At 72.3% G+C, this 14,305-nt stretch carries 13 protein-coding genes; 6 read left to right on the plus strand and 7 right to left on the minus strand.

From position 1 onward, the window contains the following. Positions 1 to 32 precede the first annotated feature (32 nt). From ASG45_RS15460 to ASG45_RS15485, 6 genes are all read right to left on the minus strand, one after another. A complete protein-coding gene (locus tag ASG45_RS15460) occupies positions 33 to 1,565 on the minus strand; it encodes an ABC transporter substrate-binding protein (RefSeq protein WP_055839815.1) in 1,533 nt (510 codons plus the stop codon). A 102-nt stretch (positions 1,566 to 1,667) separates the two neighbouring features. Next, on the minus strand, positions 1,668 to 2,429 hold the full coding sequence (locus ASG45_RS15465) for a DUF1684 domain-containing protein (protein WP_055839932.1): 762 nt from the start codon (positions 2,427 to 2,429) through the stop codon (positions 1,668 to 1,670). 183 nt (positions 2,430 to 2,612) lie between these two features. Then, positions 2,613 to 3,389: an LLM class flavin-dependent oxidoreductase gene (locus ASG45_RS15470; protein ID WP_055839818.1), complete on the minus strand. Its 777-nt coding sequence runs from the start codon at positions 3,387 to 3,389 to the stop codon at positions 2,613 to 2,615. Further along, positions 3,386 to 4,267, minus strand: coding sequence for an LLM class flavin-dependent oxidoreductase (locus tag ASG45_RS15475; RefSeq protein WP_055839821.1), 882 nt, complete (start codon positions 4,265 to 4,267; stop codon positions 3,386 to 3,388). The genes ASG45_RS15470 and ASG45_RS15475 overlap by 4 nt, the downstream gene beginning before the upstream one ends. Before the next feature lie 165 nt (positions 4,268 to 4,432). Next, positions 4,433 to 6,958 (minus strand): ATP-dependent Clp protease ATP-binding subunit, encoded by a 2,526-nt coding sequence (locus ASG45_RS15480; protein ID WP_055839824.1) that lies wholly within the window; start codon positions 6,956 to 6,958, stop codon positions 4,433 to 4,435. 94 nt (positions 6,959 to 7,052) lie between these two features. After that, complete coding sequence (locus ASG45_RS15485; protein ID WP_055839827.1) at positions 7,053 to 7,889, minus strand: hypothetical protein; 837 nt, start codon at positions 7,887 to 7,889, stop codon at positions 7,053 to 7,055. Positions 7,890 to 8,032: 143 nt separating this feature from the next. Here ASG45_RS15485 and ASG45_RS15490 point away from each other — a divergent pair, with 143 nt between their 5' ends. Genes ASG45_RS15490 through ASG45_RS15505 form a run of 5 tightly spaced genes read left to right on the plus strand, consistent with a single transcriptional unit; the run spans position 8,033 to position 12,438 of the window. Next, on the plus strand, positions 8,033 to 8,818 hold the full coding sequence (locus tag ASG45_RS15490; RefSeq protein WP_055839935.1) for an EI24 domain-containing protein: 786 nt from the start codon (positions 8,033 to 8,035) through the stop codon (positions 8,816 to 8,818). A gap of 24 nt (positions 8,819 to 8,842) precedes the next feature. After that, a complete protein-coding gene (locus ASG45_RS16325) occupies positions 8,843 to 8,992 on the plus strand; it encodes a hypothetical protein (RefSeq protein WP_013585971.1) in 150 nt (49 codons plus the stop codon). A 42-nt stretch (positions 8,993 to 9,034) separates the two neighbouring features. Then, on the plus strand, positions 9,035 to 10,699 hold the full coding sequence (locus tag ASG45_RS15495) for an alpha-keto acid decarboxylase family protein (RefSeq protein WP_055839829.1): 1,665 nt from the start codon (positions 9,035 to 9,037) through the stop codon (positions 10,697 to 10,699). 28 nt (positions 10,700 to 10,727) lie between these two features. Next, positions 10,728 to 11,831 carry a class I SAM-dependent methyltransferase gene (locus ASG45_RS15500; protein WP_055839831.1) on the plus strand — a complete coding sequence of 368 codons (1,104 nt, stop codon included), beginning with the start codon at positions 10,728 to 10,730 and terminating at the stop codon, positions 11,829 to 11,831. Positions 11,832 to 11,883: 52 nt separating this feature from the next. Continuing rightward, entirely contained in the window at positions 11,884 to 12,438 is a 555-nt protein-coding gene (locus tag ASG45_RS15505; protein WP_055839834.1) for a hypothetical protein, read from the plus strand. Between the two features lie 70 nt (positions 12,439 to 12,508). On the opposite strand, the gene ASG45_RS15510 is transcribed toward ASG45_RS15505, so the two are convergent. Beyond that, complete coding sequence (locus ASG45_RS15510; protein ID WP_055839837.1) at positions 12,509 to 12,973, minus strand: DUF3817 domain-containing protein; 465 nt, start codon at positions 12,971 to 12,973, stop codon at positions 12,509 to 12,511. 298 nt (positions 12,974 to 13,271) lie between these two features. Here ASG45_RS15510 and ASG45_RS15515 point away from each other — a divergent pair, with 298 nt between their 5' ends. Further along, positions 13,272 to 14,297, plus strand: coding sequence for an FUSC family protein (locus tag ASG45_RS15515; protein WP_055839840.1), 1,026 nt, complete (start codon positions 13,272 to 13,274; stop codon positions 14,295 to 14,297). Positions 14,298 to 14,305: the final 8 nt, after the last annotated feature.

The raw sequence follows: 14,305 nt of genomic DNA on the forward strand, positions 1-14,305 counted from the left end.
TCCTGTCCGTCGAATCAGATATCGCCCGATGATCAGGCCTTCTGGATGCCGTAGACGTAGAACAGCGAGTTCAGGCCGTTCTCGGGCACGCCCGTCACGCCGGGCGCGGCCACGCGCAGCTGCGGGTTGAGGTACAGCCAGACGCTCGCGGCGTCGTCGGAGATCTGCTGGTTGACCTGACGGATGAGCGCAGTCTGCTCCTCGACGCTGCCGGCCGCCTCGGACTCCGCCAGCCACCGCTGCACATCGGCGTTGTCGTAGCCCCAGTAGAAGTCGGGGTTGCCGTAGAAGTTGATGTCGCGGTCGTTGACGTGGCCCTGGAGCGTCGCCTGGAAGTCCTTGTCGGTGTAGACCTGCTGGTACCACTGGTCGTCGGTGATGATCTCGATGTCGACCGTGATGCCGACCTTGGCCAGCTCCGACTTCAGGAACTCGGCGACCGTGGAGTGCACGCCCGAGTCGGGCGTCTTGATCGAGAACGTGAACCCGCCCGCGTACCCCGCCTCGGTGAGCAGCTGCGCGCTGAGGGCCGGGTCGTAGGGGTTGTTGTCGGCGAGGTCGATGTACCACGGCTCCGACGGCGGGACCATCGAACCGATGAGCTGGCCGCGGCCGTCCCAGATGGCATCCAGCAGCTTCTGCCGGTCGATCGCCGAGTAGATCGCCTTGCGCACCTTCACGTCGTTGAACGGCTCGATGCGGTCGTTGAACGCGAGCAGCTCCTTGGTGGTCGAGGTGCCCTCGATGATCTGGAAGCCCGCCGCCTCGAACTCGGCCAGGCTGTCGGGGTTGGCCTGGCTCGTGACGAGGTCGACGGCGCCGGTGAGCAGCGCGTTGTTCAGCGCGGTGGGGTCGGCGTAGTACTGGTAGACGACGCCTCCGTTGGCGGGCGCGTCCGCCCAGTAGTCGGGGAACACGTCGAGGCTGATCGAGTCGCCCTTGCGGTAGTCGGCCAGCTCGTAGGGGCCGGTGCCGTCGGCGGTGGCGGTGAGGTCGCCCGCCTCGGAGTTGACGATCCAGACGTAGCCGAGGTTGTAGGTGAAGCTGATCGACGGCTGCTTCAGCGTCACCTCGACCGTCGAATCGTCCACCGCGGTCGCGGTGTCGATGACGCTCAGCTGACGCTTGCGCGCGGCGATGGAGTCGTCGCCGATGAAGCGCTCCAGGCTGTAGACCACGTCGGCGGCGGTGAGAGCCTTGCCCGAGTGAAAGGTGGCGTCGCGCAGCGTGAACGTGTAGGTCAGGCCGTCATCCGACACCGCGGTCTCGGCCGCGAGCAGGGGCTCGACCTCGGCATCGTCGGTGATCTTGAACAGACCCTCGTAGACGTTGCCGGTGAACACCTCGGTGACGCCCGACGACCCGCCGAAGATCTGGTCGAGGTTGGTGGGCTCGTTCTGCGAGCCGACGACGATCTCGGCCTGCGGGTCGGACGCACCGCCCGAGGCGGAGCCGTCGCCCGAGGCGGAGCCGCCTCCGGCGGCGCATCCGGCGAGCACGAGCAGTCCGGCGGTGGCGACCGCGATGGCGGCGCCGAGGCGGGTGGAGCGGAAGCGTGAGGACACGTCGATTCCTTCTGGTGGTGAGGGGCGGGGACGCGCCGAGTGCTGTGGGCGCGGGTGGAGCGGGGTGAGGGATGCCAGGGGGCTGGCGGCATCCGGATCGGGTCAGGGGTGGAAGTCGCCCTCGAAGCGCACGCGCTTCTCGCCCGCGCGAACGGGGAACGGCAGACGGTTCTGCGCGGGCGGAAGCGGGCAGTTCATCTGGCTGGAGAAGCCGCACGGCGGGACGATGGCGCGGTTGAAGTCGACGTCGAGCTCGACGCTCTCCCCCGCGGCCAGGGGACGGTCGGATGCCGGGCGGTCGAGGAACAGGAAGCGCCCGGCGCCGTAGCTCTCCACCCCATTGGTCGTGTCGCCGAAGACCAGCTGCAGCTTGGCCGTGCCCGCGTAGGTCGTGTCGAAGGCGGCCAGGCGGAACTCGCGACCGTCGACCTCGAAGACCAGATCGCCCGAGACGGGGAGGGCGCGCGTCGCACCGTCGTCGCGGATGTGCTCGAACGGAGCCACGCGCTCTTCGTCGACGAGCTCGAAGCGTCCCCGCAGAACCCACGACGGGTCGTAGTCGTAGGTCTCGATCGCCTCGAACGCCTGGTTGGCGGGGGAATCGCGCCGCCAGATGCGGTACCCCTGCTGCGTCTCGCCCGAGTCGATGTCGGCGCGCTGCAGTCGGGTGAGCAGCGCGTCGTCGGGATGACCCTCGCGGGCGGCGGCGTCGTCGACGGCCGGGGCGCCGGCGGGCGACCAGTGGGTCAGGACGAGAGCGAGCGGCCCCTGCGGGGCGGTGACGGCGGCGTGGCGCGCGGCGATCCACTGGGCGTGGGCGACCGGAGCCGTGTCGTTCGAGGTGGTGGGGGGCGAGGAGGACATCATCATCAGTCTCACAACGCCGCGCCCGTCGCGAGAAATTCCGTGACGGACTGTTTCCGTTCGAGGGCCTGGAAGGTGCCCCTCCCGCACGGTCCGGTGCGACAGCCGAAGTGCGCACCGTGACGGCGGCGCCCGCCGGGAGTACGCGGTGGCACCTGCCCGCCCTCCGGCGCGCCGGATCGCTCAGCCGGGGCCAGGGGCCACGCGCCGGGCGAAGTCGACGTACGCCTCGACGGTGTCTTCGGGCACGATCGCGCGCAGCACGACCTCGTCGGCGGCCGCCGTGTACGCCGCGAGCGCGGCACCCAGCTCGGTGGCATCGCGGATCGTCGTGTCGACGGCATCCACCCCCATCCGTGCGAAGTTGGCCGCGTAGTTCGGGAACGAGGCGTAACGGGCCGTCTCGGCGTCGAGACGCTCGCGCGCGGCCGAGTCGATCGCCGTGCGCACGTAGACCGCGACGTGCGCGGAGGGAGCGACCGTGTGCAGCGCCTCGGACTGCGCGTGCGCCTCGGTGGGCGGCACCCAGTTCAGCAGCACGCCCTCGGCGTGCTCGGCGCCCGTGCGACGCATCCTCGGGCCCAGCGCCCCGACGAGCACCCGTGGGATACCCGCGGCGCGCAGCACCTCGATGGCCCCGCGCACCCGCGCGAGCGCGCCCTGCTTCGCCATTCCCGAGCCGATGCCGAGGGTCAGGCGGTCCAGCGGAAGACCGAGCGATGCCATCGCGGCGGCGATCTCGTCGGCGGGGCGCCGGTCGACGGGAACGACGCCCGTGGCCAGACGCAGGCGTTCGGTCACGCGGGCCGCGGCCGCGAGGGCGGCGAGGGCATCGCCGTCGGGGGTGTCGTTGATCCAGAGCGTGTCGAATCCGGCGCTCTCGACCGCCGGAGCGATCTCGGCGATGGCCTCGGGCCCGAGCGAGCCGGCGAGTCCGAGAGAGACGGCACCCCGTGTCACGAGACGCCTCCGGCGTGGGGGACGGCCACCGCGACCTGGCCCACCGCCGAGAAGAACGCCGCCAGGTCGACGTCGTCGGTCGGCAGGAGCACGACGTCGTCGACGCCGGCCGCCTGGAAGCGCGCGACCCCCTCGGCGACCTCGGACACCGAGCCGGCGAGGACCCGGTCGGCGGCATCGTCGCGATCGGCGAGCACCGCGGTGGCACGAGCGCGCGCGTCGGGGCCGAAGGCGGTGAGCACGTAGGCCACGATGTCGGCCCGACCCTCGCGGCCGGCCTCGGCCCGCCCCGCCTGCACGGTCGCGACCGCGGAGGCGATTTCGGCGACGGTGTGCCTGCTGTCGAGCACCACCCCGTCGGCCACGGCACCCGCGAGCGCCAGCGTCTTGGGCCCCTCGGCCGCGGCGTACATGAGCGGCGCCTGAGCGGGCGGCCAGTCGAGAGCGACGTCGCGCAGCTTCACGTAGCGTCCCTCGGTGCTCACCGTCTCGCCCGCCAGCAGAGACCGCAGGGCCGGCAGGTGCTCCTGCATGAGCATCAGGGGCGAGGCGGCCTTCGCCCCGACCTGTCGCATCCAGTCCTGCACCCCGTGGCCGAAGCCGGGCAGCAGACGCCCGGGGAACATGCGCTCGATCGTGGCGACCTCCATCGCCGACGCGGCGACGTTGCGCAACGGCAGGGGGGCGATGCCGATGCCGATGCGCAGGTGGTCGGTGACGGCGAGCGCCGCGGCGGCGGCCGCCCACGCCGACGAGCGGAAGCAGTCCTCCCAGAGCCACAACTCGTCGACCCCCGCGTCTTCGGCCGCGCGCGCAGCGTCACGCAGTTTCTCGGGCGGGTGCGGGTACGGGCTGAAGATCGTGCCGATACGACTCATGCGTCTACTCTGCCGGGCCCCTCCGACATCGGGCGAGGGGGTGGCGCGCGTCGTGCCGATCCGGCTGGGTCCTTCACGGGCCGGGCCCTCCGAGGGACCACCCTTGCGGCGCACGCACGGACGACGAACGCCCCGGGACCGACGTCCCGGGGCGTTCGTCCTGTCTTACGCCGCGAGCGCCTGTGCGGCCGCCCCGACCACGAAGCCCGTGGGGGTGGCGTCCACCGTCACCGCTCCGCCGTCGACCAGCTCTCCCGACACGAACAGGTCGGCGACGCGATCGTCGACCTCGCGCTGGATGACGCGGCGCAGGGGCCGGGCACCGTACTCGGGCTCGTAGCCCACCTCGGCCAGCCGGTCGACAGCCGCGTCGGTGACGTCGAGCGCGACGCCCCGTGCCGAGAGCCGCCGCGAGGTCGCGTCGAGCAGCAGGCGCACGATCCGGCGCAGCTGCGTCTTCTCGAGCTTGCGGAACAGCACGATGTCGTCTATGCGGTTGAGGAACTCGGGCCGCATGGCCTCGCGGAGCTTCCCCATCACGCGATCGCGCAGATCGTCGTCGGCGAACTCGCGGCCGGTCGTGGTGAAACCGATCGCCCCGGAACGGGATGCCAGCACCTCGGCGCCCAGGTTGGAGGTCATCACGATCACGGTGTTGCGGAAGTCGACCGTGCGCCCCTGGCCGTCGGTGAGACGACCGTCGTCGAGCACCTGCAGCAGCAGGGTGAAGACGTCGGGGTGGGCCTTCTCGATCTCGTCGAACAGCACCACCGAGTAGGGAGCGCGACGCACGCGCTCGGTGAGCTGGCCGGCCTCGTCGTAGCCGACGTATCCGGGAGGGGCACCGATCAGCCGCGACACCGTGTGACGTTCGCCGAACTCGCTCATGTCGAATCGGATCACGGCGGCGTCGTCGTCGAAGAGCGAGCCCGCCAGGGCCTTCGCCAGTTCGGTCTTCCCGACGCCGGTGGGGCCGAGGAACAGGAACGATCCGACGGGACGGCTCTCATCCCCCATGCCCGTGCGGTTGCGGCGCACGGCCTTGGCGACGGCCGCGACGGCATCGTCCTGCCCGATGACCCGGGCGTGCAGTTCGTCCTCCAACTGCGACAGGCGGCCGCGCTCGGTGGCCGTGAGGCGAGCGACGGGAATCCCGGTGGACCGGCTGATCACCGCGGCGATCTCGGGCTCGTCGACCACCGCAGCCGACCGCGGCCGGGCGGTGGCCGCGTCGAGCCGCGCCTGCACGTCGGCCATCTCGTCTCGCAGACGTGAGGCTTCCTCGTAGTGCTCGGCCGACACGGCGGCGTTCTTGTCGGCCTCGAGGGTCGCGAGCCGGGCGAGCAGATCCGTGGTGTCGACGCGCACGCCCAGCTTCAGCCGCAGACGGGCGCCCGCCTGGTCGATCAGGTCGATCGCCTTGTCGGGCAGCACGCGGTCGGGCAGGTACCGGTCGCTCAACTCGACGGCGGCCCGGAGGGCGTCGTCGGTGTAGGACACGGCGTGGTGCTGCTCGTAGGCCGCGCGGAGCCCGTGCAGGATCTCCACGGCATCCGGGATCGACGGCTCCCCTACGCGCACGGGCTGCAGGCGGCGCTCGAGCGCGGGGTCCTTCTCGATCGTGCGGTACTCGCGCAGGGTGGTGGCGCCGATCAGGTGCACGTCGCCGCGGGCCAGGCGGGGCTTGAGGATGTTGCCGGCATCCATCGACCCGTCGCCGCTGCCGCCCGCACCGACGAGCGTGTGCACCTCGTCGATGAAGACCACGAGCTTGTCGGATGCCGCGATCTCGTCGAGCGTCTGGGTGAGGCGCTCTTCGAAGTCGCCGCGGTACCGCGCTCCGGCGAGCATGGCGGCGAGGTCGATCGAGACCACGCGCGTGTCGCGCAGCTGCTCGGGCACGTCGCCGGCGACGATCGCCCGCGCGAGTCCCTCGACGACGGCGGTCTTTCCGACGCCGGCCTCGCCGATGAGCACGGGGTTGTTCTTCGTGCGACGGCTGAGGATCTCGAGGGTCTGCTCGATCTCGTCGGAGCGCCCGATCACGGGGTCGAGTGCGCCCGCGGCCGCGCGCGCCGTGAGATCGGTGCCGAAGCGGTCGAGGTTCGGGGTGACGGATGCCGACTCGGCGGGCGCGTCGACCTCGTCGCCGCCGACGACGGTCTCGCGCACGCCCTGGGTCAGGGCTTCGGCGGTGACGCCGGCCTGGGCGAGGATCTGGCCGGCGGGGGCGTCTTGGGCGAGGACGAGGGCGAAGAAGAGGTGGTCGGGGTCGACGTAGGTCGATCCGGCCGCGCGGGCGACCTGGAAAGCGTGGAACAGCGCACGCTGCACCGAACCCGCGACGACCGCCCCGTCGACGTCGGCGGCGGGACCGGCCGCCGGCAGACGGCTCTCGGCCGCTCGGGCGATGGCGGCGGGGTCGGCTCCCAGGCGCGCGACGGCGTCGTTCGCGGGCGATCGTCCCACGAGGACGTGCAGCACGTGCAGGGCGTCGAGCTCGCGCTGGCCGCGGCCGAGCGCGAAGCGGCCGGCGGCCTGCAGCGCGTCCTGGGTGCGGGCGCTGAGGAAGCGGCTCAGATCGATCGAGCGTTCGGCACGCGCCTGCTCGCCCGCCAGGTAGCGCGCGAGGAACTCGTCGAACGACTGGGCACCGTCGTCTGCGGCGCCGGGGGTGACATTCTCGGGCAATTCCGTCTCCTGATACGTGAGTGCAACGGACTCAAGTTTGATACTTGAGCGTCGACGTATCAAGGTAACGCCGCTGCTCGCGGCGTATTCCCGGTCACGGCCCCAGCGTCGGATCGACCTCGTTCCACAGCTCGATCGTCTGCACCAGCCAGAACACCGCGAACAGCCCCACGGCGACGGCCTCCCCCCAGAGGATCACCGGAACGGCCGCCGTGTCGACGCCCGCGAGCAGCGCCGCCACGAGAACCGCCAGCGTCAGAACGATGGCCGCGGCGACCGCGCCGTACGCGAGGCGAACACCCCGCCCGTGCGACGAGCGCGGATGCGGGCGCCACGCGGCGAGGGCGGCGACGGCGGCGATGAGGAGGAAGAACCCCACGGCGGCCGCCTCGTGCGCGATCACGAAGAACGACGTCGGCGACACCCCCGCCCAGACCGCACCGGCGACCACCAGCCCCGCGACCGTCGCCGCCGTCAGCGTCACCCCGCGACTCGTCGTGCCCTGCACCCGGGCGAGGATCAGTGCGGCGATGACCCCGAGCAGCACGACGGATGCCACGGCCACGGCGTTGTTGACCACGGTCGGCATCACCGCATCGGGAACGCATGCCGTCGCCCCGGGGCAGCCCGAGCCGGGCCCCGCGACCGCCGTGGGCAGGTAGGCGATCGCGAGGGCGAGGACCGCGGCGACGTCGAGAAGAGCCTGCTCGAGACTCCGCCCCGACAGCGCCAGCAGCGCGAGGGCGATGGCGCTCAGCGCCCCGACGAACACCGGTCCGGCGGGCGTGTAGTACGCCGAGCTGATCGACGGCAGCGGGTCGCCGCCCGCGATCTCGATCCCGACCGAGAGGGCGAGGAGGACCGTCGCGCCGATCAGCGCCAGGCGCACGTACCGGTACGTGCGCTGCGTGGACGTCGTGCGAAGGCGCATACCGACATCGTGGCAGCGGCTTCCGACATCGCCACCGAGGCGCCCGGGCCCCGGAGAGGCGCGGGAGGACCGGAGGCACCGCGAAGGGCGGGGACGCGCAAGGGTCGCCTGTGATGTCGGGGGGTTCTGCCACACTCGTCGGCATGCGCGAATTCCTCTCCGGCGCCGGGCTCCTGGCCCGCGGCCTCGGTCAGTGGCGCCGCACGCCCGGCGCGATGGCCCTCGGACTCATCCCGGGAACGGTGGTCGGCCTGGTCTTCGCCGCAGCTCTCGTCGCGTGGGGTTTCGCTCTGCCCGGCCTCGTCGTGGGCTGGACGCCGTTCGCCGACGACTGGGTACCGTTCTGGGCCGACGCGGCCCGCACCGCCCTGGGCCTCGCGTCGTTCGGCGCGGCCCTGCTGCTCGTCGTCGTGTCGTTCACCGCCGTCACGCTGCTGGTCGGCGAGCCGTTCTACGACCGCATCTGGCGCGCCACAGAACGCAGTCATACGGGTCGCGTCCCCGACACCGATTACGGGTTCTGGCGCGCCGTGGGCGACAGCGTCCGATTGATCTCCCGGGGCGTCCTCGCCGCAGCTGCGGCCTGGCTGCTCGGGCTCATCCCCTTCGTCGGCGGCGTCCTGGGCTTCGTCACCGGAGTGGTGCTGACCGGCTGGCTGCTCGCCGACGAGCTCACCTCGCGCGCCCTGTCGGCGCGGGGTCTCGATCGCCGTGCGCGCCGCGACATCCTGCGCGCGCATCGCGCTCGCGCCCTCGGTTTCGGGGTCGCCACGCAGCTGTGCTTCCTGGTGCCCCTCGGTGCCGTCGCTGTCATGCCCGCCGCCGTCGCGGGCAGCACCCTCTGGGCGCACGCCGCTCTCGACGAGATGCCCCGTCGACCCGCCGCGCCGCGCCCCGTCGCGGTCCCGCCGGCCGACCCGGCGCGATAGCCTGGACCGACCGAAGGGATCTTCATGTTCATCGTCTCGCTCATCCTGTTCGTCGGGGGCATGCTGCTCACCGGCCTCTCGTTCTCGCTCGCAGCCCCCGCGCTGTTCTTCGCCCTGGGCATCATCCTGGTCTCGGCGTCGTTGGCTCTCCCCTTCCACTTCGGCACCCGGTAAGCCGCTCGGCGGCACGGCACACGGCAGAGAGCGCGGGCGACGATGTCGACGTACACGGTGGCCGACTACCTGCTCGATCGGCTCGCCGAGTCGGGCGTCCGTCATCTGTTCGGCGTTCCCGGTGACTTCACCCTCGCGTTCCTCGACCATGTCGAGCGGCATCCGCTGATCGAGTGGGTGGGATGCGCGAACGAGCTCGGTGCCGGATACGCCGCCGACGGTTATGCCCGCCTGCACGGTCTCGGGGCCCTCAGCACGACCTTCGGCGTGGGTGAGCTCTCGGCCATCAGCGCGGTGGCGGGCAGCTTCGCCGAGCACGTTCCCGTGCTCCACGTCGTCGGCGCACCGACCACCGCCGTCCAGGCGGCGGGACGCGCGAGCCACCACTCGCTCGGCGACGGCGACTTCGGCCACTTCGCCCGCATGACCGCCGAGGTCACCGCGGAGCACGAGGTGCTGTCGGCGACCGATGCCACGACCCAGATCGACCGTGTGCTCGCCGAGGTGCGCCATCGGCGACTGCCGGGCTATCTGCTCATCCCCGCCGATGTGAGCGAGGCTCCGGCTTCTCCCCCGGCCGCCGCGCTCCCCGCCCCCGACGTCGTCACCGACCCCGCCGTGCTGGCCCGGTTCCGCGATGCGCTGGGCGCCCGCCTCGAGGTGGCCGACTCGGTCTCGGTTCTCGCCGACATCCTCGTCGCGCGTCTGTCGGCCGAACCGTCCCTGCACCGCGTGCTCGCGCAGGGCGTGCCGCACGCCTCGCTGCTGTGGGGGCGCCGAGTCGTCGACGAGTCGGCTCCGGCCTACCTGGGGTCGTACCTCGGCGCAGCCAGTGCCCCCGCCGTGCGCGACGGGATCGAGACCGCCGATCTGCTCATCATGGCGGGTGTGCAGTTCACCGACCTCACCAGCGGGTTCTTCTCGCAGCGCATCGATCCGGCACGCACGGTCGAGATCCGCGGCGAGCACACGCGCGTCGGCAACGACGACTTCCGCCCGCTCGCGATGCGCGACGCGCTCGACGCCGTCGCCGACGCCCTCGCCGCACAGGGCGATCGCTTCCGCGCCCCCGCGGTCAACGGGGTGCCGGCCGCACGCGAGCCCCTCGACCCCTCGGCCACGCTGAGCCAGACGGCGCTGTGGCGCGAGATCGCCGGTTTCCTGCGCGACGGCGACACCGTGCTCGCCGACCAGGGCACGTCGTTCTACGGCATGGCCGGCGAACGCCTCCCTCACGGCGTGGTCTTCGGCGGACAGCCGCTGTGGGCGGCCATCGGCTTCACCCTTCCCGCGATCCTCGGCGCGGCCCTCGCCCGCCCCGAACGGCGTCCCGTGCTGCTCATCGGCGACGGCGCCGCTCAGCTCACGGTCGGCGAGCTCGGCACGCTCGTGCGCCAGGGCATCCCCGCCGTGATCGTGGTCGTCGACAACGCCGGGTACACCGTCGAACGGGTGATCCACGGGCTGCACGAGCGGTACAACGACATCGCCACGTGGGACTGGACGGCCCTCCTCGCCGCCATGGACCCCGCCGGCACGAGTGTCGGCGTGCGCGTCGACACCGTCGGCGCGCTCACCGAGGCCCTGGCAACCGCCCGCTCGGCGACGGGGCTGACGCTGGTGCAGGCCGTGGTGCCGTCCGACGACGTGCCGCCCGTGCTCGCCGACCTGGCCTCCGCGGCGGCGGCGGCCAACCGCCGCGCCTGAGGCCAGGAGCAGCGGGTACCGTGGCACGGTGCCCTTCTCCTTCGAAACCCTCCGCCGCTGGCCCGATCTCGAAGGGCCCGAGCTGTACGCCGCCGACGCGGCCGATCGACTGATCCTCGACGAATCGGCCGAGGCCCGCGCCGCCGCCGTCGACGGTCAGCTGGTGGTGATCGGCGACGACTACGGCGCGCTCACGCTCGCCGCGGCCGACGCCGGTGCCCGTGACATCCGAGTGCACCAGGACGGCGTCATCGGCGAGAAGGCCCTGGCGGCGAACGCCGAGACCGCGGGCCTGTCCGACACGTTCATCTCGCGGGACCGGGATGCCGCTCTGCTCGCCGACGCGCGCGTCGTGCTGCTTCGCCTCCCCCGCTCGCTGCGCGAGCTCCGTGACATCGCCGGGCTGATCGCGCTGCACGCCCACCCCGACGTCGTCGTGTTCGCGGGCGGCCGCCTCAAGCACATGACGGTCACCATGAACGAGGTGCTGCGCGAGCACTTCGACCGGGTCGACGTCTCTCACGCCCGGCAGAAGTCCCGTGTGCTCCTCGCCCGCGGCCCCCACGACGGCGCCGAGCCCCAGCCCGAGCGCGCCACGGTCGACGGTTTCGAGATCCGCGCGTTCGGCGGTGCCTTCGCCGGCGCCTCGATCGACATCGGCACCCGCCTGCTGCTGGCGCACCTGCCGGCACCGAGCGGCGACGACGCCATCGACCTGGCCTGCGGCACCGGCGCGGTCGCCGCAGCCCTCGCCGTACGGCATCCCTCGCTTCGCGTGATCGCGAGCGACCAGTCGGCGATCGCCGTCGCCTCGGCGCGGGCGACGGCCGACGCGAACGGCGTCGCCGACCGCATCGAGGTCGTGCGCGACGACCTTCTCCGCTCGCAACCCGGGGCCTCCGCCTCGTTCATCGCGCTGAACCCGCCGTTCCACGTGGGCGCCGCCATCCACGAGGGAGTCGCCCCCCGCATGTTCTCGGATGCGGCCCGGGTGCTGCGCTCCGGCGGCGAGCTGTGGACGGTGTGGAACTCGGCCCTGCAGTACCGACCGGCGTTGACCCGACTGGTGGGCCCCACGCGTCAGGTCGCCCGCGATCGCAAGTTCACGGTGACGGTGTCGACGAAACCGTGAGTGCGCGGCCGCCGCGGACGGCGGAGGTCCTCAGGCCCGGGAAGGAGCCGTCATGCACCATCGCCTCGCGTACGCGGTCGCCGTGAGCGTCCTCAGCGCCGCGCTGGCGACCGGCTCCCCCGCCCCGGCCTCTGCCGTGGCGCGCTTCGACCCGCTGAGCGCGAGCGACACGGTCGCCCTGCTGGCGGACTGCTCGCGGGTGACGCCGAACGGCCGCGATTACGCCGAGATGCACGACCTCGACCTCTGCGGCGTGCAGGACACCCCTGAAGACCGGCCGCTGCCGACCGAGGCCGTGGGCGGCGAGGAATGCGGATCGCTGACCCTCACGACGACCGGGCGCGGCGCGGGGCTCGTCGCCGTGGAGTGGAGGGTGGCCTCGCGTACCGGTCCGATCCTGGGGATGGAGCTCGACCTGACGGTCTCGGGACGCGCGGGTGACACCGTGCACCACTTCGCGACCGCGGTCGGCAGCCCGCTCGCGTCGGACGGGGTGGTCGTTCCCGCGGGGGTCGGCAACGCCCGGGTCACGCTGTCGGGAACGGTCGAGACCTTCACCACGACCTGCACGGTCGCCTCGGCGAGCGCCCGTACGTTCGTCCGCTGAGTGCGGGAGCCGCAGGAGGAGTCACCGACGGACGACCGAGCGTCGCATAACCCCGCGCAGGCGACGAGTGTCAGCCCTTACCGCCCGGGGGACCCACGACCAGCAGCACCACGAACACCACGGCGACCACGGCGATCAGCACCGCCGCCAGCACCCAGGGTCGACGCAGGAAGAAGCGCAGCAGCCGGTCGATCGGCCGGCGATCCCGCGGGTCGTCGCCCGCGTCGCGACGCCAGGCTCCGCGCAGGCGGCCGCTGCGCTGCAGCCAGATCTCGGTGGGGATCGTCGCGTAGGGGATGACGGCGCTCACGACCGCGACCGCCGCGGGCCCGAGGCCCCACCGCTGGTTCAGGGCGACGAGCACCGCGGTCGCGCCGTAGGCGAGGAACACGAAACCGTGGATGCCGCCCCCGATCGACACCGCGATGGGCAGATCGGCCGTGGCACGCAGGATCAGTCCCGCGATCAGCAGTGTCCACGAGATCGCCTCGGCGATCGCGAGCGTGCGAAACAGGGTCAGGGGCGTGCGGAACACGTCTCTCCTCGTTCGGGTCGGGGCCTCCCACCCTACGGACTGCGCGGCGGCGATGCCCGCCGACCGTTCGACGTCGAACGACGACGAGGACTCACTCGATGGGCTGGTCCTCGCCGTCGAGTGAGGGATCCGACTTCTCCCCCTCGGCGGCGGTCGAGGTGTCGGGCTCGGGGCCGGGTTCGATCGGGGGCTTCTCGCGTTCGGCATCCATTCCTCCACACCATCAGAAAGTGAGAGGGATGCCACACCCTTGACGCCGTCCCCCGATCGCCCGTTGCGCGGCGCGTAGGCTGAAGCAATGGCGGAATCCCGGGGGCGCGTGTGGACCGGAGTCATCCGGGTGGGACCGCGACAGGGCGATCATCGCGTCGCTGTGCGTGCCGTGATCAGCGTCGGCGTCCCGCTGCTGGTGCTCCTGCTGCTCGGTCGCCTCGACCTCAGCGTCTACGCGAGCTTCGGCGCCTTCGCCGCGCTGTACGGCCGCAACGACGTGCCGCGGGTGCGCCTGCGCATGCAGGCGACGGCCGGCGGCATGCTGTTGGCATCGATGCTCGTGGGCACCGCCGTGTCGTTCCTGTCCACCCCGGCGCTGGGGAGCGTGGCGGTCGTCGCCGTGCTCGCGGCGGCCGTGACGCTGTTCGCCTACCGCAAGCAGTGGCACCCGCCCGGAGCGCTGTTCGCGGTGTTCGCCGCGGGTGCGACCGCGAGCTTCCCCGCCACGGCCTCGACGTTCGTCACGGTGCTGGTCGTCGGCGGTGCGAGCGTGCTGTGGAGCCTGCTCGTCTCGGCGGTGTCGGTGGTGGTACGTCGCGGATCGTGGCAGCGTCCCGCCCGCCCGCGCCCGCCGATCGGCGCCGTCGCGTGGGAGATGACCGCCACGGTCGGCGTCGCCGCGCTGCTCGCGGGCATCGCCGGCGCACTGCTGGTCGGCACCCACTGGTACTGGGCCATGGTCGGCGCCGTCGCCGCCGTCGGCGGGGCGCACGTGACCGCGCGCCTCATCCGCGGGGTGCAGCGACTGGTGGGCACACTGCTCGGCGTGCTGATCGCGGCGGGACTGCTCGCCCTGCACCTGCCGCCGTGGCTCGTCATCGTGATCGCCGTCGCCCTGCAGGCCGGGGCCGAGCTGTTCGTCGGCCGCAACTACGGCATCGCGATGATCTTCATCACCCCGCTCGCGCTGCTCATGGTGTCGCTCGCGTCGCCGGTGGGCCCCGACCTGCTGCTGCGCGACCGGGTGATCGAGACGATCATCGGCGTCGCGGTGGGAACGATCGTCGCGATCGTGTCGGCGGTGCTCCGCCGCCGTTCCTCGCTAGGGTGACCCCCGAC

Origin of the sequence: Microbacterium sp. Leaf436, from assembly GCF_001424715.1 — a bacterium.
Lineage (GTDB): Bacteria > Actinomycetota > Actinomycetes > Actinomycetales > Microbacteriaceae > Microbacterium.